The sequence below is a fragment of the Leuconostoc citreum genome (genome assembly GCF_007954785.1).
GTDB lineage: Bacteria > Bacillota > Bacilli > Lactobacillales > Lactobacillaceae > Leuconostoc > Leuconostoc citreum.
This window is the reverse complement of sequence record NZ_CP042411.1, coordinates 1-22,684: the sequence shown is the minus strand read 5'-3', so window position 1 is coordinate 22,684 and position 22,684 is coordinate 1. Positions and strand designations below refer to the sequence as shown.

Annotated in this window: 28 protein-coding genes and 1 pseudogene; 1 reads left to right on the top strand and 28 read right to left on the bottom strand. The window is 36.1% G+C overall.

Annotated elements, in window-relative coordinates:
• Window positions 1–184: 184 nt before the first annotated feature.
• The 6 genes from FGL72_RS09610 to FGL72_RS09585 form a co-directional block, all read right to left on the bottom strand.
• Window positions 185–964: an MBL fold metallo-hydrolase gene (locus FGL72_RS09610; RefSeq protein ID WP_014975083.1), complete on the bottom strand. Its 780-nt coding sequence runs from the start codon at window positions 962–964 to the stop codon at window positions 185–187.
• A gap of 21 nt (window positions 965–985) precedes the next feature.
• The gene (locus FGL72_RS09605) at window positions 986–1,243 is read right to left on the bottom strand and encodes a metal-sensitive transcriptional regulator (protein ID WP_014335266.1); all 258 of its coding nucleotides are present in this window, start codon (window positions 1,241–1,243) and stop codon (window positions 986–988) included.
• A gap of 20 nt (window positions 1,244–1,263) precedes the next feature.
• Window positions 1,264–2,907 (bottom strand): FAD-dependent oxidoreductase, encoded by a 1,644-nt coding sequence (locus FGL72_RS09600; protein WP_078126281.1) that lies wholly within the window; start codon window positions 2,905–2,907, stop codon window positions 1,264–1,266.
• Window positions 2,908–2,917: 10 nt separating this feature from the next.
• Window positions 2,918–3,244, bottom strand: a complete 327-nt coding sequence (trxA, locus tag FGL72_RS09595) for a thioredoxin (RefSeq protein WP_010276702.1) — start codon at window positions 3,242–3,244, stop codon at window positions 2,918–2,920.
• 122 nt (window positions 3,245–3,366) lie between these two features.
• Window positions 3,367–5,871 carry an excinuclease ABC subunit UvrA gene (locus tag FGL72_RS09590; RefSeq protein WP_370928908.1) on the bottom strand — a complete coding sequence of 835 codons (2,505 nt, stop codon included), beginning with the start codon at window positions 5,869–5,871 and terminating at the stop codon, window positions 3,367–3,369.
• Between the two features lie 18 nt (window positions 5,872–5,889).
• Window positions 5,890–6,306 (bottom strand): Lrp/AsnC family transcriptional regulator, encoded by a 417-nt coding sequence (locus FGL72_RS09585; protein ID WP_014335263.1) that lies wholly within the window; start codon window positions 6,304–6,306, stop codon window positions 5,890–5,892.
• Window positions 6,307–6,456: 150 nt separating this feature from the next.
• On the opposite strand from FGL72_RS09585, the gene FGL72_RS09580 reads away from it, so the two are divergent.
• Entirely contained in the window at window positions 6,457–6,648 is a 192-nt protein-coding gene (locus FGL72_RS09580) for a VOC family protein (RefSeq protein ID WP_146993001.1), read from the top strand.
• Here the strand turns inward: FGL72_RS09580 and FGL72_RS09575 are convergent.
• From FGL72_RS09575 to FGL72_RS09470, 22 genes and pseudogenes are all read right to left on the bottom strand, one after another.
• Window positions 6,607–6,702: pseudogene (locus FGL72_RS09575) on the bottom strand (IS30 family transposase); the annotation flags it as partial. The gene FGL72_RS09580 and the pseudogene FGL72_RS09575 overlap by 42 nt on opposite strands.
• Complete coding sequence (locus tag FGL72_RS09570) at window positions 6,666–6,968, bottom strand: hypothetical protein (RefSeq protein ID WP_014335261.1); 303 nt, start codon at window positions 6,966–6,968, stop codon at window positions 6,666–6,668. The gene FGL72_RS09570 and the pseudogene FGL72_RS09575, both read right to left, overlap by 37 nt.
• A 114-nt stretch (window positions 6,969–7,082) precedes the next feature.
• Window positions 7,083–7,427, bottom strand: coding sequence for a type II toxin-antitoxin system PemK/MazF family toxin (locus FGL72_RS09565; protein ID WP_014335260.1), 345 nt, complete (start codon window positions 7,425–7,427; stop codon window positions 7,083–7,085).
• Complete coding sequence (locus FGL72_RS09560) at window positions 7,424–7,759, bottom strand: type II toxin-antitoxin system RelB/DinJ family antitoxin (protein WP_224143989.1); 336 nt, start codon at window positions 7,757–7,759, stop codon at window positions 7,424–7,426. Before FGL72_RS09560 ends, FGL72_RS09565 begins: the two co-directional genes overlap by 4 nt.
• 53 nt (window positions 7,760–7,812) lie before the next feature.
• On the bottom strand, window positions 7,813–8,478 hold the full coding sequence (locus tag FGL72_RS09555) for a hypothetical protein (protein ID WP_014335258.1): 666 nt from the start codon (window positions 8,476–8,478) through the stop codon (window positions 7,813–7,815).
• A 16-nt stretch (window positions 8,479–8,494) separates the two neighbouring features.
• Entirely contained in the window at window positions 8,495–9,754 is a 1,260-nt protein-coding gene (locus FGL72_RS09550) for a phage tail tip lysozyme (RefSeq protein WP_146992998.1), read from the bottom strand.
• A 45-nt stretch (window positions 9,755–9,799) separates the two neighbouring features.
• Window positions 9,800–10,429, bottom strand: coding sequence for a hypothetical protein (locus tag FGL72_RS09545; protein WP_146992995.1), 630 nt, complete (start codon window positions 10,427–10,429; stop codon window positions 9,800–9,802).
• Entirely contained in the window at window positions 10,429–10,959 is a 531-nt protein-coding gene (locus tag FGL72_RS09540) for a hypothetical protein (protein ID WP_146992992.1), read from the bottom strand. Before FGL72_RS09540 ends, FGL72_RS09545 begins: the two co-directional genes overlap by 1 nt.
• 2 nt (window positions 10,960–10,961) lie before the next feature.
• The gene (locus tag FGL72_RS09535; RefSeq protein WP_146992990.1) at window positions 10,962–11,486 is read right to left on the bottom strand and encodes a hypothetical protein; all 525 of its coding nucleotides are present in this window, start codon (window positions 11,484–11,486) and stop codon (window positions 10,962–10,964) included.
• A gap of 19 nt (window positions 11,487–11,505) precedes the next feature.
• On the bottom strand, window positions 11,506–11,904 hold the full coding sequence (locus FGL72_RS09530; protein WP_146992987.1) for a thioredoxin family protein: 399 nt from the start codon (window positions 11,902–11,904) through the stop codon (window positions 11,506–11,508).
• Entirely contained in the window at window positions 11,901–13,973 is a 2,073-nt protein-coding gene (locus FGL72_RS09525) for a CD3337/EF1877 family mobilome membrane protein (protein WP_146992985.1), read from the bottom strand. Before FGL72_RS09525 ends, FGL72_RS09530 begins: the two co-directional genes overlap by 4 nt.
• Before the next feature lie 152 nt (window positions 13,974–14,125).
• Window positions 14,126–14,230, bottom strand: a complete 105-nt coding sequence (locus FGL72_RS09520; RefSeq protein ID WP_004903361.1) for a putative holin-like toxin — start codon at window positions 14,228–14,230, stop codon at window positions 14,126–14,128.
• A gap of 118 nt (window positions 14,231–14,348) precedes the next feature.
• A complete protein-coding gene (locus FGL72_RS09515) occupies window positions 14,349–16,871 on the bottom strand; it encodes an ATP-binding protein (protein ID WP_146992982.1) in 2,523 nt (840 codons plus the stop codon).
• Window positions 16,872–16,932: 61 nt separating this feature from the next.
• A complete protein-coding gene (locus tag FGL72_RS09510; protein ID WP_002816182.1) occupies window positions 16,933–17,124 on the bottom strand; it encodes a hypothetical protein in 192 nt (63 codons plus the stop codon).
• Window positions 17,124–17,645 carry an antirestriction protein ArdA gene (locus FGL72_RS09505; protein WP_084035177.1) on the bottom strand — a complete coding sequence of 174 codons (522 nt, stop codon included), beginning with the start codon at window positions 17,643–17,645 and terminating at the stop codon, window positions 17,124–17,126. Before FGL72_RS09505 ends, FGL72_RS09510 begins: the two co-directional genes overlap by 1 nt.
• Before the next feature lie 31 nt (window positions 17,646–17,676).
• Window positions 17,677–18,801 (bottom strand): serine-rich aggregation substance UasX, encoded by a 1,125-nt coding sequence (uasX, locus tag FGL72_RS09500; RefSeq protein WP_135400513.1) that lies wholly within the window; start codon window positions 18,799–18,801, stop codon window positions 17,677–17,679.
• A gap of 57 nt (window positions 18,802–18,858) precedes the next feature.
• On the bottom strand, window positions 18,859–19,293 hold the full coding sequence (locus FGL72_RS09495; RefSeq protein ID WP_180384668.1) for a TcpE family conjugal transfer membrane protein: 435 nt from the start codon (window positions 19,291–19,293) through the stop codon (window positions 18,859–18,861).
• A 1-nt stretch (window position 19,294) separates the two neighbouring features.
• Window positions 19,295–19,558: a TcpD family membrane protein gene (locus tag FGL72_RS09490; RefSeq protein ID WP_146993023.1), complete on the bottom strand. Its 264-nt coding sequence runs from the start codon at window positions 19,556–19,558 to the stop codon at window positions 19,295–19,297.
• A gap of 12 nt (window positions 19,559–19,570) precedes the next feature.
• Window positions 19,571–20,542 carry a conjugal transfer protein gene (locus FGL72_RS09485; protein ID WP_031559789.1) on the bottom strand — a complete coding sequence of 324 codons (972 nt, stop codon included), beginning with the start codon at window positions 20,540–20,542 and terminating at the stop codon, window positions 19,571–19,573.
• Between the two features lie 5 nt (window positions 20,543–20,547).
• Window positions 20,548–20,847: a hypothetical protein gene (locus FGL72_RS09480; RefSeq protein WP_024047521.1), complete on the bottom strand. Its 300-nt coding sequence runs from the start codon at window positions 20,845–20,847 to the stop codon at window positions 20,548–20,550.
• Window positions 20,848–20,872: 25 nt separating this feature from the next.
• Entirely contained in the window at window positions 20,873–22,057 is a 1,185-nt protein-coding gene (locus FGL72_RS09475; protein WP_186727995.1) for a replication initiation factor domain-containing protein, read from the bottom strand.
• Window positions 22,038–22,355, bottom strand: a complete 318-nt coding sequence (locus tag FGL72_RS09470; protein WP_135400511.1) for a hypothetical protein — start codon at window positions 22,353–22,355, stop codon at window positions 22,038–22,040. Before FGL72_RS09470 ends, FGL72_RS09475 begins: the two co-directional genes overlap by 20 nt.
• Window positions 22,356–22,684 lie beyond the last annotated feature (329 nt).

The following is a 22,684-nucleotide window of genomic DNA, read 5'->3' as shown; positions in this document are numbered from 1 at the left end:
ATATTGATGGTTTGATGAGCATATTGTATTAAAAAGGTTGTTGTCTACACTATTATGCCTAGACAACAACCTTTTTAGATCACATTATTAATTTTTGGATTTATCAAAAATACTTGTTAAATCTACTAAAATTATATTAGTCTCCAAAGTATATTTAGTACCTTGCGCCTATTAACGATAATTATTAAAGTACAAGACGTTCTCCATCATTCGGTATGATTAAACTATCAGCAAAATCATTTTCTTTTGCGACAGACAGCAATTCTGATTTAGAAGTTGTCCAATGATTCACAGCTTCCATATGACTTGCTATAAGCAGTGTCTTAGGAAGAGTTTTATGGATTTCAACAACATCCTGTGCATCTAATATTAATCTCCCAGATTCAACTCCATTCCCTCCAGAATTCATTACAACGACACCTGGTTCTAGTTTTTCCAGGTTACTTTTTAACCCTTCAAACCAAATTGTATCACCAGTAAATAAAATCGATTTTTCGTTTACGGATTCAAGAAAAAATCCCATAGTATGACTGGTATCGGTATAATTATCCAACAATTGCTTTACAGCGTCATTCTCATAGTGCTGACCTGTAATTTTTTTTATAATAACATCACCTAATTTTTCAGTAATACCTAAAATACGTACGTCATTAAAACCAGAGTTTGCAATACTAATTTGATCACCACGATCCTGGACAAAAATGGGCGTGTTTTTATTAATCACCTCCATTGCTCTTGAATCCCAATGATCTACGTGATTATGGGTAACAATCACAGCGGTAATACCTTCTAAAATAGAAGATATAGACTCAGTCAAATCTACAAGTGGATTTTTATTAGTGTTTCCATCCTTACTTGGAAATGGAGCCAGTGTTTCTTTTTTAGAAAGCATGGGATCCACTAAGAAGGTTTGATCACTATACTCTATTTTTACGGTGGCATTTCTAATTTGTTGAATTTTCATATTAAATTTTAATGTTCCTATCTATTTAGCTCTAACTAACAGTTCAAGTGCCTTTTGATATTGCTCAGATCCTGTTTCTGCTTCTGAACAATTTCTAATATTTTCAGCAATAACTAACTTTATTGCCTTATCAAGACTTGCTCTGACAGCAGATAACTGTGTGACGACCTCTTCACAAGGACGCTCTTCATCAATCATATTGACAATTCCATTTATTTGGCCTGCTGATCTCTTTAACCTATTTTGTATATTTTCATACTGATATGCTATTGTATTCATACCTGAACCTCATAAGTCAATTATTTTACAATGTTTTGTGGATACATCAACTGATACAGTGAAAACGCACCATCAAGATTTTTGACATTTCTGAATCCATTATTAATAAATATTCGTTCAGCTGTATAACTTCGTTGACCTGTAGCACACGATACAATGATACCAGTATCTTTTGGTATTTGATTAATATGGTCTCGTATTTTTTCTAACGGAATATTTATGAAACCATTAATTAATCCCATAGCTCTAATTTCCTGAGAAGATCGTACATCAATTAATAAGTAACCATCACGCCTGTAATTCTCTAATTCATTATATTGAATATTATGAGATCGACTATTAATAATATTTTCAGCCACATAACCGGAAATATGAACGGGATCTTTAGCTGCTCCGAAAGGAGGAGCATACGTTAATTCCAGTTCAGGTAAATCATCTACTTTCAGCCTAAATTTGATTGCCGTTGCAAGAAGATCAATACGCTTATCTACACCTTGATTTCCAACAGCTTGGGCACCTATAATATCACCAGTATTTGTAAAAATAAGTTTCATCATAACTTGTGTTGCGCCAGGATAATAGCTTGCGTGATGATAAGAAAAAGTATGAGTCACATGATAATTTAAACCAAGTTGCTTTGCTTGTTTTTCATTAATACCTGTACTTGCAGCTGATTTAGAAAAAACCTTAACGATTGATGTGCCAATCTCAGGTTTATTTTTAATAGATAAACCGTGAATAGCATCAGCAACTTGTCGCCCATGTCTGTTTGCTGGTCCCGCTAATGGAATTAGTGTTTCCTGTTCAGTAATTTGATGAATAACACTGATAACGTCACCAATTGCATAAATGTTAGAGTCACTTGTTTTAAAATCATGATCCACAACAATGCCTTTATTGGGCCCAACTTTTAGGCCTGCAGCTATGGCTATATCAGAATTTGGTCGAATTCCTGCAGCAATAATAACAGCATCAGCTTGTATTGACATACCATTATCTAAATAAAGAATGTCTCTGCTCACCTTATTTATAGTAGTTCCCGTATTGATACGAACGTCATTTTTTATGAGCTCATTCGTAATCGACTGTGCCATCTCAATATCAAGATTTGGCAATATTTGGTTAGAACGTTCAATAAGATTGACTGAAAAACCTCTCTTAATCAAATTTTCAGTAACTTCTATACCAATAAATCCAGTACCAAGTACCGCAACCGTTTTAATACTCTCATCTAAATGGCTCATAATGTTATCTAAATCAGGGATATTACGTAATTGAAAAATGTTTGATTGAGTATGAAGCCCCTCAATCTTAGGTATTACAGGACTAGATCCTAAAGATAATATTAATTTATCATAATATAGCTTCTCTTGTTGGTCATCATGATTGACAGATATCATCTTATTATCTCTATCAATATGGGTCACTTCACTGTTAACACGTACATCTATATTAAACCTACTTCTTAAATCATCAGCGGTTTGCACAATTAATTGGGAGCGATGTTTAATCGTTTTGCTAATGTGGTAAGGTAACCCACAATTTGCAAAAGAAACGAAAGGGCCTTTTTCGAAGACTATAATTTCATCTTTTTCAGATAGCCTTCGCAGTCTAGTAGCAGCTGACATACCGGCTGCTACCCCCCCCACTATAATAATCCTCATGTTATACCTCTTAGATATACTTTTTTAAAGTATTTTCGATTTCATCTTTAGGATGAAATCCAACAATTTTATCAATGACTTGACCATTTTTCTTAATAATTAACGTGGGGATACCTTGAATGCCTAGTTGGCTGGCAACCTGTTTATTTTCATCGATATTTACTGAGGTAAACTTTATTTTACCGCCTAATTGATTTTCTTCTGATAAGTGTTGTAGTATAGGGTCCATCATCTTGCATGGCGGGCACCAATCAGCACGAAAATCGGTCAAAGTAACCCCTTCTTGTGTTTCATTTTCAAATGTACTATCAGTAATTTCTTTGATTGTTGCACTCATTTCTGCTTTCCTCCAAATATTCTAGGTTTCTATGATTAAGAAAGAAGGTAATATATACCCCCTAGGGTATATATTACCTTCTTTCTTAGTTTTTAGCAATCTCATCAACATAAGATAATTACTTATTTCATACTTTTTTTAATCCATTTTCCAGTAACACTATGCGAATTAGAAATAATATCATCAACAGTACCTTCTGCTAATATTTCACCACCTCGAGTGCCACCCCCTGGTCCCATATCAATTATAAAATCAGCATTTCTTATCATATCTAAGTCATGCTCAATAGCAATAACAGTTGCGCCTTGCATAATTAACTTTTGTATTACTTTTATAAGTATCTGAACGTCTAACGGATGCAGCCCTATTGTTGGTTCATCAAAAATAAAAACACTGTTTTTTTGTGTTTTATTAATAAACTTTGATAACCTAAGTCTCTGGGACTCTCCACCTGAAAGAGCCATAGTACTTTCTCCTAATGTGAGATAACCTAATCCAATGTCCTCTAAGATCCTGAGAATCCTTAGTGTTTTGGGACGCTCACTAAATATTTTTTGAGAATCTTCAATATTTAATTTCAAAATATCGGCAATACTATATCCTTGCCATTTAATTTTCAGAACATCTTTGTTATATCTGTCTCCATGACAGGCGGGACAAATTTCTTGCATATCGGGCAGAAATTGAATATCTAAATTTACTTCTCCCGTACCATTACATGTGGGGCAGGCACCATCTTGTAGATTATAAGAAAAACTTTTTTTAGTTAATTTATTTCTTTTACTTTCAGCAAGGGAGGAAAAAATATCTCTCAGGTCATCAAGGATAGTTGTATATGTTGCCACCGTTGAGCGAATATTTTTTCCTATTGGTGCAGCGCTAATGGCAAAAGCATTTTTGATTTTTCCGGGATTAAATTTCGTGACAAAATTTGGGGTATTATTCTGCAGCGCTGGCATCAATGCATCAAACAATAAAGTTGATTTACCTGCTCCTGAAAAACCACTGATGACGGTAAATTTATTAACTGGGAAACCTGCAGATACATGTTTAATGTTGTGGTAATTGCTAATGGAAATATCAATTGAGCCCATGTCGTATAGAATCTTGTTATCTTCCCATATAGGTCGTTGGACAATCTGAGCAGTGCCATTTAAAAATGGTCTGATAAGAGAGTTTTTGTTTTCAATAGTTTCTGGTAACGTTCCTTGAGCAACAATTTCGCCACCTTCGGTTCCTGATTCAGGACCGATTTCCACGATGTAATCAGCAGAAGAAATAATTGAAGTGTCATGATCAACTACTACCACTGAATTACCCTGTCTAACTAATCCTCTAATTATTTTTATTAATCCATCAACGTTTGAAGGGTGTAAACCGATTGAGGGTTCATCCAATACATATAGCACACCAGTTGTTTCAGTTCGTAAGGTGCGGCTCAATTGAATACGTTGTAGCTCACCCGTTGATAAGCTACTTCCTGGTCTGGATAGTGTTAAATAATCAAGTCCTAAGTCTATTAAGGGCGTAATCAATTCTTTGAATTCATTTAACAATCTATTTCCAAGTGTAAAAACATCCTTTGGAAGCCATTGCTTAATTTTTTTTATAAATATTAGTAGCTGTGCTAGCTCCATATCACTTACTTCAGCAATATTCTTGTCGACTAATACTTGTGTAAATAATTCTGGGTTAAATCTAGATCCATGACATGTAGAACAGGTTGATGTGCTGTAGAATTTTTCTAAACGCTGTAACGTTTTGGGATTATCTGTACTTTCGAATGTACGTATAATAGCATTTTTTGCATTTTCATATATTGCATTGTCCATATGAAATACTTTTCCAGATTTGGTTGGAATATTTATTTCATATTTTTGCTCTTGACCGTTTAAGATAAATTCTTTATCTTTATCAGACAATTTTTCGTAAGGGGTATCAATGTTAATTCCTGCTTGTTCAACAACATAAGGCATGAAATTACGGCCAGGTACTTTCCATGATTCAACCGCGCCCTCTCTGATGGTTAGTTTAGGGTTGGAAATTAATTTTTCTATATCTAACTTTTTGGTTGTCCCAGAACCATTACATGTAGGACAAGCGCCATATGAATTGAAAGCAAAATCTTCAGCAGAATATGCGTTAAATGCGACATGGCAAGTAGGACAAGTAATCTCCCCCATATGGCTAACACCATCATTAGGTAGGTCCATAGCTCTTGCAATATCTATTGTGGGTTCCATACGGTGTCCATTTGGACACACGGGTGACCCTATTCTAGAAAATATTAAACGTAAGAGATTCAATGTTTCAGTCATCGTACCCACAGTAGAACGGACATCTGGGATTGAAGGGCGTTGTTTTAGCGCAATAGCGCTGGGAATGTTCTTAATACTTGAAACATTTGTTTTTTTAGCCTGAGCCAACCGTCTTCGCGTATATGTTGATAGTGAGCTAACATAGCGTCGCATACCTTCTGCATATAAGACACCCATAGCCAAGGAAGATTTTCCTGATCCGCTACGTCCCGAAATAACCACAAATTTATGCAGTGGAATATCTATATCAACGTTTTTTAAATTATTTACTTTTGCGCCTCGTACTTCAATGTTGGATGGTAATTTGATCATTGCACCATAACCTTTTTAGAATTTTTCATCGAGAATATCAATAACTTCATATTTTGCAAACACTTCTAATTTATCTAAAAATAAATTGAACTCATAGGTATTTCTAAATGAACCTTCAAGCATATAATTAAAATTCCCAGTAGTTCGGTAATGATGTAAAATATATTTTTGATTATTGTTAATAAAATGTAAATACTGTCTTTCTTGTAAGTATGCTGTGTTAATTCTAATAAAAAATGGTCTAGTATACCCGAGTTTTTCTGGATTTACCGTAATTGTGTAGCGTTTAATAACACCTTGCTCCTTTAGTCGCTTAATTCTTTCGGCAGTTGCTGGAGCGCTTAAGTGTATTTTTCTTGCCAAATGCCTGACAACTATTTTAGAGTTGTATTTCAAAAGACGTAATATTTTAATATCAATATCATCTACCATTTTATTCCCTCCTCTTTATTATACCCACTAATATTTATATAAAGAACTTATAAAGTAAGGTTTTCTTCATAAAAAACCTAATATTATGTATTTAATTATTGATCACTTTCACCCACAATTATAGTTATTAATTAAAGGAGGACTCAAAAAATGAATGAAAATCAATTTAATAAAGTAGCATGGTTTGAAATAGGTTCTTCTAATACTGAAGAAACACAGCAGTTTTTCAATAATGTTCTTGGCTGGGACTATAAAACGAATAATAACTTGAATGGTATTAATTATGGAAGATTGCAAGAATCATCCGAACACCACATGTTGCTGAAAGACTTTTCGCGGTGATTGCCAGTTGAGCGTTTTCATTGGTCTGGCATTAACCCAATGATTAATTTGATCTCATAATTATAGTTCATTTCATTAAGCTGTACAGACACAAAATGATAATTGGCACCAGCATGTAAGGCAACACGTTTAATTTCATCTAAGCTCATTTGTGGTAACTGCTTTTCGTTTTCCTGATGTTTCACAGCTTCACGATTAAACGCAGAAGTGTGATCACTTAGAAAAAAACCACGCCACTTTTTTATACCACGTTCCCTATAATCATGCTGAAAATAATTAGTGACCAGGGCACTAAACTCTGGTTCTATTTCTTTTACCATAATCAAATTCTCCTATTAATTAGTATTTGTAATTAACATTATGCGAACACTTGTTCCTTGAAGCAAATAAAAAAAGGTTAGCAACCACAATACTGTAATTACTAACCCTGTTTATTAATTTAAATTAGATAAAAATTCTACGAACCTGGCTTCATCATTTGCTGACAAATAACCAACAAATTTAATCACAACATACTGCTCATCTACTCGACGTATCTTAAATGTATCAATCCAGGACGGTTTTTTTAATCCAGCATACGCCCAATCTTTAATTTCAAAATACTTATTTTGAAAATAATCAGACTTATTATTAAATTGACTCGTGATTTTATAATACGTAATCTTTTGATTATCATATTTCACAACAAATGCTGGACGTACCTTAGATCCTGCTTCACGCCCTTCATCATAAGCTAAATCAGCGATCATGATACTATGCTCACGAATATCACTACTCATTGCATAAATTCCTCACGGTCTTCTTTCTTAGATAAATCTAAATCCTGAATTGGTGATTTTTCGAATGCTAAACGCGTAATTTCATCACGATTGGCAATACGTTGCTCACTAAACCAGTCATCAGGATAGGCATGTTTATTAGACTCTTGAACTGACAAAGGTATTTGCTGTTCGTAAGCTGTCTTAGTGATAAACATTTTAATGGCCGTCGCCATATCTAACCCTTGACGTTCAAATACTTTTTGAGCAGACTCTTTTATGCTTTGATCAACCCGTGCAGATACTTGAATAGCTTTCATAACCAATACCTCTCTTACTTTATTTAATACCATTATACCACTTTTTGTTAGATATTGGTATGTATTGTTATGATATGTTAATTCATTTAATTATGAACTTGTTTACGATAAACGGCATTATCAACGACTAATCGCAAAAATGTATTAAACTGATCAAATCCATAATCAATCCGTTTTTGAATAAACTCAATCTCAATATAGTGTCGAATATACTTAATTGTTTGATCGTGAATATTTTCCAATTGTGCAAAAAATAACGCTTTGTTTTGAACCTGTAATTTACGATATTGACCATGAATATGATCTATTGCTTGATTAACATGATCAATAACACTGCCGTCTAAGCCAACTTTTTCTAGCAATGCCTGATACTGTTTACGAATAGTTTTCATAGCGTCATTGATGACAGCTTCATCTTCATATTGATGTTCAATTAAACTAATGGTCTGATCTAAATTTTCTAATGCCTGGTCACACGTTGTTAATAATGCTACTAAACGTTCTACCTGCTTAATTTGCTCATATAAATCTTGCACTAAATAAGGTGTCATTTTATCGTCATACCGTTGATAGAAATGTGCCAATTCAATATAAACTGACTGCATAGCCTTGCTACTTAACTTGTTTGAACTCTGATAAGCCGTATATAAATGTAGATAATCATTTTTAACGGTTATAAAGATTTCTCTCACCAAATGATAGGCACTATCTGGCAAAATACTAATATCTGATCCCACTTGTACTGCTGTCATAATCTATTCCCTTTCTTTACCAATGTAATTTATACTTTGAATTGTCACCAGGATAAGCAAAAGTCATGTCACCATAACCAACGGCTTGACTGTCCTTAGCATACGATTTCTTAGGCACTAACGTAATTTCATAATCTTTACTAGTGCCTGCATTCTGTCCAGATTTGACCGCATTTTGATTAGCAATAATTAAGTCACCATTTGCCAAAACATGTAACACCACGCCCGTATGATTAGGACGATCAGAAGAAAAAACCGCCCCAGCCTTTGGTGTTGTGGTAACCTTAGCACCAGTCAATTTTGCCACTGCTTCTGCCGTAACATTACCATTTCCTCTAAAGGTAAAATTTGGTGACCAAATCTCATTCATATAGACTTGTGAAAAACCAGCACACTGATTGTAAGCGTCTGGTGTTGTTAAACTCCAGTCTAGTTTTTTGGACGTAATATTATGCACGTAGGGCTTAATGTCATCTGGAATGCTGTTTTTGTCCCAAAATGATAGCCCACTCTCTTTAATCTTGCCTGTACCGTCAGCCGAACCACTATCATCAGTATTACAATAAGCACTTTGATTATTGCTATCACTGTCTGCGCTATTACTTGCTGATGTATTACTATCACTAACAGCATTATTGCCACTGCTTAATGATCCCTCAAAATTAAGATCATACGTTTTTTTAATTGACTCCGCCCAAGCCTTAACTTCGGACACTTTACGCTGTGGATCACTTGCCCCAACACCCTCAAAACCTGTGTCCCAGGCTAAAGCTGAACTATCAATATCTTTAGCATTTGCTAATCCCAATCTAGCAACAGTATGGCTACTTGCCAATTCTTTAAATGCTAAATCGACCTGGGCTTCAACTGTATCTGCCGTATTTTGATAGCGATTACCGTTGATACCACCAGCACCCCATTGCCAGATACCTTTAACAGAGCCAGCAGGATTAACCGCTTTAGGGTTTAAGTTACTTTCACGCCAACCAATCGCAATGATTGCTGAAATATTGTCCCCTGAATAACCAGCTTTTTTAAAACGATCAATAATATAACTAACTCTTTTACCAATATCTGAACTTTTATCAGTTAAGGAGCCATTACTGGAACCACTATCTGAACTTGTCGTCTTAGTGGTTGTATCAGTCTGACAGACAACACTAGGATTGTTCATTGTTAACGCAATGATTAAAAGCACTGGTATTAAAATGACAAGTAGTGGCGCACAATACAAGGCAATTTTCATCACAACTGCTTGTTTAACTTTATTTTTCACATGATCTCCTTTCTGAATTTTGACTAACAAAAAAATCCTTAATGATTACTCATAAGGATTAAAAGTATTAAAATCAGTGCTTTGATTAACAGCTAACCGCCCAACATAATCAAGACTAGTAATTTGATTATCACTGGTTTGATAGTCAATATTGAAATAGTAGTAACGTGTTTCACCATTGCCAACATCACTGTCATGTTTCGCATTCACAGCCACACCAACGACACCACTAGTTTGATCATCATTAGTTGTCTTTGGATAGTATCCCACTTGCACCACACTAGATTTCAAGCCATTATTATCAATGTAATCAGCCGTGCCACCAACCTCTGGAAATAAGTAGTCATTGGCTAAAACTTGGCTGGTGACTAAGTTAGCTTGCTTAATTTTCGTGATACGTTTTTTATAATCAGATCCAGATGACCAATTATAAGCAAGATTGAAGAACTGTTGACTAGTCTCACTAGCTTTCGTAATGGTACTTTTAGCAACCACCTGCTTCACTTTTGGCTGGCTAGTTTTAGCAATGGCTTGTTTATGTTTTAACTGCTTAGCTTGTTTTTGCAAATGTGATAAGGTTTGTTGTTGTTGCCACATCAATTGACCAAACCGTAAACCGACCAAAACTAAAAAAAGAACGAGGATATAATAGTAAATTTGCTCCTTTCGTGTCATTATTGATCCCCTCTAGTAAGATTGCCTAAAGTCAATGAGGTGACCTCATTACCCTTGACATTCAATTGTCCTGATAATTGATAATTAACTGTGCGACTACCATTTGTTGCCGTTAAGGCACCAAAAAATAATATGCCATCTTTTTGCTGGCTAAATTGCAATTGATTATCTGATACATGCCACTTTTTTGCTTGTGCTGGATCACTCTCTAATTGCCCTAGAAATTGTTTAACAAATTGCCTGACCTTATCATTTGCCACTTCTGATAACACCTGTTTGTCTGACACATAGCCTGCATTAAACAAAGCATTAACAGTGGCTTTTGATTGGCTATTATCTGGCAATTGATTATCATTAGCAATCACTTTTGTGATCGTGCCACTATTGTTGATCAAGGTTTGTGTCACTGACAATTTGGTAACGGTGGCAGTCGCTTGTTTGATTTGTGATTTCTGAAATTGTGTATAAAAAAAAGCGCCAATCAGGAAGAACCCAATAGCACTTAACACTTTAATTCTAGTGTTTGTCATTTTTAAATTTTAATATTCCTTCCATACCACTCTTGTAGGATCATATAATCAGCGTTGAACTCAAAGGCGAATGGATATTTTTTATCCGTATCTTTGACAACAAAGTAGCCTTTAGCAACAAATGAATTGCCGTCTTTTTCCCACTTTGTTGTCAAATTTTCTATTTCATGTTCCTTGAAAAAAGTGCTATAACTTCCTGCTCCGTCACTAGGAATGTCCTTTTTAAGAGCACTAGAATAAACCATATCTGTTACAGACGCTTGCCTATTACCAAATTTTTCGCCGTCTATAAAAGTAGTATTATCTTCATTATCAACATTTTCTGTATAACGACCATCATTATTCATTGAAAATATTTCGTAATCAATACGTTTCATCACTTTAGCTTGATTGATTTTTGGTAATTTTGAACTACGAGATTGTGAGTTAGTTTTGTGTTGTCCCGTCATTACAAAGGCAATGATGATAATCAAAATGACTAACACGCCCCCAATAGATCCCAATGTCAACGCTGATTTTTTATTCATATCTCTCCAATCAATTGATTTATTCTCTCGCAATTTGTGCCATTTGTTCATGTGTTGGCTTCACAATTCGTTTGATGACTGCCCCTTTTTGTACCACTAAGACAGTTGGTGCCACTTGAACATGATACTGTTCAAAATATTGTCGTGTCACTAAATTCATGTAATCAACGACAATGGTTGCCTGATTATTTTGATCACGCATTTTTTGTAATTTATTGGCATCACCCGTCAACTTCTCACAGGTTGAACACCCCTTTTTATGAAAAACGATCACGGTTTTATGCTTACCCAGGGTTTGATGAAACGCCGTTTTTAATTGACCATTCGGTGTATCATGATACTTATTATTATACCGTAAAAACGCCGTAGTTACTACTGCCACAACGATTGTAGCGATTATTAAGCTCATTTTTTTCACGAGTTATCCTTTCCAAATTTATTTTTTAACTGACTGCCTTTTTCATCACGTAACTTTTGTTTTTGTTCCTTTTGCTTATCACGTTCGGCTAATAATTCACGAGCTATTTTGTCACGATTAACTGTTTTTTTCTGATCATTAGCGATTTCTTGACGTTTTGGTGTCTTTGATTGCTCAAAGTTATTATGATTATCAGGTACTTTATTAAGTGTCTTAGGTTGTGGTTGTGTCACTGGATCACCATATAATTGACGCTTAATCGCTTCACGCTTTTTAGCTACTTCCTGTTGACTATCTGAACCATTATCCTTACTTTTTGGATTATTGACACGACTATTAGGTTGTTTAGCTTCAAAGTTTGATTTTGGTAAATGAACACCGTCTTTTTCAACCGCTGACTGTTTTGGATCATCAGACTTTTTAGAATCCATTGGCTTTTTAAATTCATCAACCGTCAATGGTTTCTTATTTTTATCTGACAATTTTTGTGTTTTTGCCTGCTCTTTGCCTAACAACTGATCACGAACACGAGAAAGATTTTGTTGTCGTTTTTCATCTGCCTGTTTGTTTTTCATCTCATCACGTACATCACGCCTTTGTGACATACGTTGCATTGGTCCCATTTGACTTATTTTTTGACCAACGCTAGACTGCTTAATACTCTTCCCCTTTTCACGTAGATTAGATAAGCGCATGGCTTGTGGCATTTGTCCCTCAATTCGTGAGTAACTAACCCCAACAAATTCAAATAGCTTACCACGATACTTATAGACGATAAAGACTAAGAAAAAGAATAGGAATGCGTTAACTGCGTATGAGCCGAAATTAATCGCTGGGATAAAACTATCAGTGAACGCCTGTAAAGCCCCGACCAAAACAATTAAGAAACCAGCCCCAATTTTAGCAATACCCCACATAATTGTTGCGCCAACAATTTTATAACCGTTACGGGCAAATTGTGGGAATAACGCCATAACCAAAACAAACGGAGACAAGAGATACAAAGCCAATTCAATGACCATAACAAAGATATTAAACAAAGCCACTGCGCCATAAGGAATAGCATTCACAACTGATACCACGATTGCTACTAAGCTCATACCCGCTTTATTAAAGGAATTGTTTTTACCTAATGTAGGGAAGACTTGTTTTAATTTTGTTACCTGTGTCTGAACCTTATCATCATCTCTTTTTTCATTAGTTGAAATAAACTGATAAGGATTTTGACCTTTTTTTATAACACCATCAGCAATTGCCTTACCATAATTCATCAGGAAATAAGGGCGTTCAATTGATCTCTCAAAATACCCCACTCTTAACGTGTCCCCTGGTTTAACATTATCATTACTATTACCAATGACCTTTAAGACTTGCGCCTGTCCGGCATCACTGGCTTCATTGATTTGATTAAATAACTCATTACCATTGCCATACCAAAGCGTTGCGACTAATAAAATACCAACAAAATTAACCACCATTCGAACCGCTGATGACGTACGACCACTAGCAAAGTGCATGAACCCCGTAATTGCTAAGACAATAATAGCTAATCCACCAAACAACAACTTACCTTGATCAAAAATAGATTTTACTTTACCTGAAACAGCGTTCTGGGCTTGTGTAAAGGCTTCTGATAAATTACCGTCATTTGATAAAGCACTTAATAACTCATCATTGATTTGATAAATCAAAGTATTCAAATACCAAAAAAACTTAGCTAAGCCCATACCCGTATTATTGGCTAAGTCCGTCACACCAATTTTTTCTGAATAGGGTTGCCATGAAAACAGTGAGTCATTCAACTTATTGATATTTTGTGCGTCACTGGCTTTAAATGAGGTATCAGTGGTACTAGTATCGCCTGACTTTTTTTCTGCGTCACGTGTAACCTCATCTACCGCTTTATCAGCTTGTTTTGAAGCGTCATCAATTGCATTAAGCGTATCTTGATTAACTAACGTACTACTTGAACTACTGCTATCATCTGCGGACACTTGCGTTTGTGCAAAGCCTAAAACAAACAAAAAAGAAGCCAAAATCATCAGCTTCCGACAAAATTTGATTTGCATGTGTTTTCCTTTCATCATTTCAATCATCATGTTATAATTGTGTATAGAAAAAGGAAGTAGCTCGAACTACTCCCTTTAACATCAATAGCCTGCTAAGCAGTGACTATTCACATATTAGTGTTTAATAACCACAACCGTGCAAAGTTGAGTGGTTATTTTTTTTGTTGACTTTTAATCAACTCAACAACCAATGCTAGTAAGGCAACTATAAAAGTGCCAAACATAAACATGAGCTGTAAAGCGTCTGAAACAGACACCAGGCTTTTCCTTTCCTAGAGTTCGTGTTTATAGGTTTTACACCATAAGCACCACCTCTTTTCTGTTGAAAGAATAGCCACCACTTAACTTAACTATCGACTGTTCTATTTTAACATATTAGCGATAAGCTTTTTCGGCTTGTGCCGTGTCACCAGCTTTAACCGTCTGATAGGCACGTTGCATAGCAACCAATGGCTCATCAACCGTTATTTTTTCAACTCGTCCATAAATATCTTTCATGAAACACTGTCCCATGACCATATTACCTAATTCTTTGATGTTGTCATCATTAACTGGCAAACCAATATGTTGTAAAATATCTGGCTGTTCCTTATCCTCATCAAAGGCAAATAAAACACCAAAATTATCACTTTTAACATCATGAACTGATTGTGTCACGGGAATTAACAAGTTATTGGCAGAACGTCCAATACGTGCCATTTCATTAAAAATACGACTACCAATATCAGACGTTGTAAACGTCCATGCTTCATCAAATATTTCAACCGTTTTTTCATCATAATCCCGTGTCGCAAACGTCCGACTAAAGACCCCTAACACCGTCATCACAATCATACTTGCTACCTCAAATTCGGTGTAATCCTGTTTGGCTTTGTCATGTTGTGGCAATGTCAATCCGGCTGTTTCAAGAATGGTAATCCGATTGTTTAACTTCAAGCCCTCACTTTCACCATGTGAAAAGACTAGAGATAATGAGCTACGAGTAACCTTACCTGATAAAAACTTAGCTAAATATTTCACGTCTTCATCTTCATTTTGGGCTAATTCTTCAATGACATCTAACATACCAACCGTTTCACCAGATTGTCGCTTTTGAATAATTTTATTAATGGCAAGATCTAATTCTGTTTCGGCAATTAAGGAACCATAATCACGATAAATTTGTTTAAAAATTTCTTGTACCGTAGCCTTTAAGCTTTCTTCACCTGACTGTGTTTGTCCCATTGTATGCCGCACATCAATCACAATAAAGGGATCCAAAACACCATAATTTGTTTTATCAGAAACATCAAGCGTCACAAAACGCACATTATTCAATAATGTATATTCATCTGGATAATCTACCTTAAAAGTCTGATCGTTTAATACCGCTGAATACCATTTACGCATTTCCTGCTTAGGATCAAAATAGATTGCTTTAGCATTTGAAAGTTGAATGATTTTCAAAATGATTTTAGTGAGGTAAGACTTTCCTCTACCTGTTTTACCCGTAATCATAATATTAGGGCTGGTGGTGCTGGTGGATCCGTCTAAAATTTCGTTGGTAATCAACGGATTAAAAAAGACCAAGCGCTTTGAACTGTCTAATGCGTCCTGGGTACTATTGGCAACTGTTTTTGGCGCACCACGTCCAATATAAAAGCCAATGTTACTACCAACTTGTTGATTGACGGCAAACAACAACTCACCTATGCCCTCACTGGTCAATAATTGCACCCAATAGCGGTTTTGGGACACATCAGAACCCATTAAATCGTAATAGAAAAGACGTTTTTGTTCACCGATTGGTTTCACAATATTCACGTCAATACTCCTAAATGATTCTATTAAATTAGCAACACGATCATGTAGGGTTTCAATATCTTCCGCTGATACCGTAAACGTGACTAAGGTGGAAAAGAAGTTTTTCTTTTCTGAAATATGATCGTTTAGCACTTCCGCAATTTCAATCGTTTTATCATCTTTACTAGAAGAAAATCCCTCTGCCTGATAGCGTTCTTCAACATTATTACTAGCAGTCTTTAGCGATTGACTAGCACGAGTTGCTAAGCCATAAATACCCTCTGACTTATAATAATGGGCTTTCAAATTGATGTCGATTGGATAACTCATATTTTGTACCAAACGAAATAAATGAAAACCAGTGATGTTTTCTGGCGTTGTCGATAACACTAATTTGGCAACATAACGCACATTATCATCATTAACCAATTTAACGTAGCCACTCACTGCCCCGTCATCAATCACAGTATCACTTAATTTGAAAATATCACGTTCTTGTCCGACTTTTCTAAAATCATGGAGCTGTCCCTGGATAAAGTTATTACGCATTAAATGAACTAATTCATCAGTGGTCAAACGCCTGGTATGATCCAAATAGCCAACTTTTTCATAAGCCTGTTTTTCACTAGCTCTAAAATCATCAAACAGTTTTTCGTCAAATGGCTTTTCATAATTAAACCAACCAGCCAACTCATCTACAAAGTTATTCATAGCATTAGTGGCTTGTTTAATCACTTTACCAGAATTTTGATTATGTAATTTGATACCCAAAACAAAACGTTCAATTGTCTGTGACACACCAGTAGCAGTGATTGCACTAATTTCATCTACAATCATTTGAACAGGTGTCTCACCCATATCGGTTGCTAAAGAGGGTTGCAATTCTTTATAACGATTGACCAAATCCAAATCACGATTATAAAGACGTAATTCAAAATCTTCAAAATCAGCGAGCCGATCAAATAACAGACTCAATTGTGTTTGTCGTTTCGCAATGCCCTCATCATCATTATCTGAAATACTTAGTGCTTCAATGTTGAAATATGCCCAGGCTTCATTGTCCTGGGTTAATAAAATATTATCTTTAACGGCTTTAAATGGTACTGCTAGTTTCATTGATGTCTCCTTATTTTTTATTTGTTATGTACCTACAAAGTCTAGGCTTTGTAGATGATTACTAATAAACAATCACTTTTTTTGTATCTTCCAACACAAAACCATTCTTAATGCGCCACCTGATTTGAATTAAGCCATTCTCATCGAAATAGCGCAATTCAAGGGTAGTTTTGAGATACGTCCACTTAATATCAGTGACATTAAGATCATAGAGATAAGCATTATAAATCGCTTTAAATTCTGCAACTAACACTACAACTCTACATAATCGCCATGAGGTAGCTTCGTGAAATCACCACCCAAAATCAGATCATGTCCGTATTTTTTGAAATCAAAATAATAATTGATGTCCTCATTCGATAGCTGACCAACACCACCACGCCTTGAGATCACTTCGTTGGCTAAGTCATCTTCATCTTCTGCTTTGATAATTGTTAAATTTTCAACTTGGCTGTCAATCTGATTATCAAGTAAAACTAACCCTTGATCATATAAATCAGCTAAAGTTTGCTCATCAACACCATTTTCAACCGCTCTTTTGGCACTCTCAACCATGTTATTTAGCTTAACAATCGACTCATAAGGATCTATTTTAAATGGTGCTTCATAATCACTGATCATGATTTCTTCGTTACTAGTTCCCGCTCCGATCGCGCCCTTTTCGGTTAAAACTTGTGTTACCCGACTAGGTGACACAGGCAAGGTAAACCATTGACCAAGAGACGGTACATTCACAGCGCCAACAAATATTTTAATTTCACTAAACTTAATCATTAAAAAAACACCCCCTTTAGGTGCGAACTCATCAATTTTTAAAACGCTTGAATATCAATGCGCCTACCATTACCAAAATGCCTGAAACAGCACTTAAAATGCCAATTGATGATTTTGCTTGTGTTGCATGTGTTTCTGGTAAGGCTTTGGCAACAGCGTCATCTAGCTTTTGCTTAGCGTCAACAACCTTGTCATTGTTAGCGTCCTTATCATTAGCTGTTAACGCTTGATTATAGGATTCAACAGCTCGGGCAACACTAGGCACACTAGCGACTTGTTTTGGGACTGAAACAACATTACCAGAGCTATCGGGTGTGACTTCAACTGGTTTCACATGCTTAGTTTCACCATTATCATTCTTATCAGGTGTTGTCGGTGTCAAAGGTACTGTGTTGTTATCGCTTGATGAACTCGATCCACCAGCGTTTGAATTATCTGTCCCACCATTATTTGATGATGAGCCACCTTGATCACTTGATGAATTTGAACCTCCATTGTCTGATGATGAACTTGATCCAACGTTACCTGATGATGAACCCCCATTATCACTTGATGAACTCGATCCACCATTGTCTGATGATGAACTCGTTCCACCATTATCATCTGGCAATGTTGAACCATTATCGTCATCATCACCTGGTGTTGGTGTTGGCGTATCAGTACCACTATTATCATCTGATGAACTCGATCCACCATTATCTGATGATGAGCTTGAACCTGTGTCGCCACCTGGCAAATTACTATCATCATTATCGCCAAAATCATCACTTGATGATGTCGCACTTGCCACTGGATCAACACTAGACGTTAAGGCGACTGCTTTTACTTGTGGCAATACAGTAGAAGTGGCTTGTATTGATTGTGCTGTACTAGTATCAGTTGTTGGTACAGTGCTTTTTTCAGCCGTTAATGAAACGTTATCAGCCTTAGCCGTATCATCAGTTTTAGTCTGATCAGTTGATGAAGCAGTCAATTGCGCTTGCTTATCATCTTGTACTGTATCAGTCGTTTTCATGGCTTGTGCGTCCGTGTTTGAAACTTCGTCAGCATTGACTTGTGTGGTATTAGCACTCACAGCTACTCCAGCTACTGCAACAGCTCCGATTACCCACAACTTACCTGATTTGTACAACTTGTATGTTTTTGAATTTTCCATAATTTTTTGTAAATAAAAAGCGCCAATTTTTGCGCTTATCCTTTCTGATTTTTTACGTCAATCATGACTTTTAGATTTTTCAACAATAATTGGCGTTTCTGCCATGTGACTAGTTTCAAAATAACCAGTTGGCAAGACACGATCATGATAATAAACCGTTCGCTTAAGTATTCTTTTCATTCCAAATGTCACGATTGAAATAGCATACTGCACTAATCCTAAGCCGTCAGGCTTAACTCTGTTTGATAAAGAGACAATCCCAACAGGCATGGCAATATATGCGCCCACATAAACTAATTTACCTAAGTCAGAGTTAGCATGATAAAAAGCTTGCAATGGCACGTGAAAAATAAGATAAATAACAACGACTGAAGCAAAAAATATAATGGCTGGTTTCAAACTAATCCCAACAGGTAAGCTATATTCATCTGAAATTTTGCGAATGACAATATCTTGTTTCAACGCCTTTTGATAGTTATAAACTTCTGCCATATTAACCAAATATATTTTTAAAGATACCACCAATAGAATTAAGGACAGTATCTGGACTTTTAACAACGAAGTAGACCAAACCACCAACAGCAAGGCTGACTATTATTTGTCCAATTGACCCTTTTATAAAGTGTCTGACAACTAAATACATAATACCTATTGCAATAAACGCTGATACCCAACCAGCTACTTCTGATTGAAGACCCGTAAAGCTAATGGATCCCGTGGGAATTTGAAACATAAAATTTGTTACGATTGCTTTCATCATAACCTCCTCTTAATTTAATAGACCGCCTTGTGTATGGATCATCTTAACCACATAATAGGTTGATCCCTTTGGCGAAACGGTCAAGGTAATCTGTTCTGAATGTTCAAGCTTTGTCTCGGTGTCTGTTAGTGTCAAAAGATACTTAATGTTCATGTTGTCCTTAGAACCTGAAACGTTGACTTGATCAATACTCTTAACAGCGTATTGTCCCTCTAGTCCCTCTGGCTCTTTCATGATTAAGGACATATCACTAGCTTTTGAACTCACATACTTTTCACTAAAGGCTTTGACAAAGGCTTGAACTTTATCACTGCTTGCCAACGTGGCATTATTGGTATCATCTTGATCAATCTTGCCAACATGTCCGACAATATCTTGTTCGGTCGTAGCATAAGGTAACGCCAAAACAGTATACTGCCCTGCTTTTTGAGCAAAAGGCAAATTAAAAACGCGAATAATTGTATTTTTATCGTTGCCAACCGTATAGCCAACTTGATACTGTGCAATCTTCACGTCATTTTTGGTAAACGTATTTAATAATCTGGATCCCACATACGTTTCTTTTTGCGAGTCCTGATTATCATAAATTGTGCTACTGATATTAGTGGCAAAATACTTTTTTAAGGCTTTCAAACGTTTTTGCTTATCATCATCATTATCTGACTGCGTGAAATAGGTTTGAAAAAAACCTTGCGCATAACGATTAAGACTAGGTGAATAAACACTTTGTCCCATACTAGCCTTTTCTAGCTGGTCATCATACGTTTTCATCTTAGCAATGAGCTTATGATTAGTCTGGCTCACATTACTAGCTTTAATAAAAGCAATTGCACCACTCAAACCAACTAACACCAGGGCAATTTTAACAAAACGCCTAATCCATTTGCCCCGTTTTTGGACTTTGGCATAAGGCAATGATTGGTCTGGCTTATCACGAGACTTGACATAACCCTTTTTGATTGACTTTAACTTATCAAACACAAATTTTACATACCCCCAAACCGATCTACTTTTTGCGTAATTTCTTCGGCTAAATTGATGACGTTGTCCGCCACCTTTGGCAATGACTTGTATTGTTTGTTCAACACAGCCAAGTTACGACGTAAACTCGCTAAGTCATCACCGATTAAATCACTCCACTTTGGATCATTTTCCATGATTTCCTTAGCCTTGTTAACAGCAGCATACAAATTACCGTCTTCGATTTTTGACAATGCCTTAAAATTAGCGACTTCGGTTGCAGTCGCGCTAAGTGATTTTTTGAATTGTGTTCCTTGTTCTGACATCTGTGTGTCCTCCAATTTTTAACTTTTAAAAAGGTAGGTTGACCTTTTCAGCAACTAATAACAATTTCTTTTGACGTTGACTCAATTCCGTATCATCAAGAATTTCATCAATTTTTTCCTGACCATAATACTCAATCAGCCCTTTTAAAGTCGGTGCTACCTGATTAATAAACCAAGATAATGAACGATCCATTGACACCTCTTTAGGCTCTGCTTGAAAATCAACGATACTGGCTTGTTCTAAAAATACTACCCAGGGTTGCCATTGATCTAATTTAGCAATTTCCTTTTTATCTAAACCAACAACGGGCTGATTATAAAATTGTAAATAATCACGCAAATAGGCTAACAACTCACCAGCAACATCTTGACCGTTGGCTACATGCTCCGCCATAGTTTGCGCACGTTTTTGTTTCAACTCAACTTCATAACGGTTTTTAACGGGAATGGCTTCTGGCTCAACAAAGTGTTTTTTCGCTTGCTCTTTATCTTTTTCATAAAATCTAAAAAAGACTTCTGATGAACGTGAACCAAAATAAATCGTTGAACCACCATTTTTACCGTCCGCATAATATTGTGGATCACTCTTAAATTTCTGCGTATACTCATCTGCCATGAGCTTTTGATATAATTCTGGAATTTCAAACATACGTGACATATCATTAAACGCAAAATCCATACGTGTTGCCTTACCACCATTTGCCAGGGCAATATTGATAAAGTGAGACCAAACTAACCCCTGCCCTATCAACAACATTTCCATTAAGCGAATACCACTACCCGAAAAATCGATAAAACTTTCAGGACTATCACGTTTACCGTAAATCGTAATGTAAGATAATCCACCAAATGAATAAGCGACATTGTAACCGTATCGTCCACTGTCACGCTTAACAAATAGGTCAAGGCGATTATCAAAAAATAGCTTGATTAACGTTTCAGGCGTTCGCATTTTAAATGACATACCAAGATAATCCAACCAAAGTGACAAACCCTGACTACCGACATAGGTTTTCAAAACATATCGTTGATCAGCATTTAAAACTGTCATCAAGCTATCCTCACTCATTTCCATACGCCCATAAGTACGCCTTGAAATCATCAAAAATGAAGCCATTTGGCTCTGCGTCAAGTGATAATGAATACGAAATTGTACTAAATCACAACCAGTCATCTGATCAAAATTTAAACTAGCGTAATTCTCTGACATATCTTAATCGTTCGGCAATATCATTCCAATAATCTAAACGTTCAATACGTTGGTTATTATCATCAGGTTTAAATGACATCACCCAATCGCCACCTCCCTCCTGATAAACTTTTTCAGGTACAACAATATCCATTATTTCTAATTTTGGCGGTAATTTGTCTGCTTTAACTAGATATGTTTGGGCTTGCTCTACTTCATCTGTCATCTCATCAAAACGACAAAATAAAAACGCATAACTTGAGTCATACGTTCTACCGTTCGTCCCATGAGGTAACAGAGTTAGATACTTATACTTCATATCAACTCCTTTAGGACTTTTATTACATTATTTTAATAAAAAGGGCAGATATTACAATTTTGCCCCTTTATACAAATGTGGCTTAAAGGCTACTCCCCCAGGCGTTGAGGAGGGGTTGCCTGTCGGTTTATTTGTCAATTTACCCCCCCTATTAGTAATTTGGGGGGTTGGCGAATTTTACAACTGCTTGTACGTTATTCAGCGCACAATCGGCTACAAAGACACAACGGCACGTAATCCCCTTTTCCAACGCCACCAGTCGCGCACCAGCAGAGCTGGGCGCTTCCTTTTCCACAGCAGAGCTGTTCCATGGCTGAAAAGGGTCAACG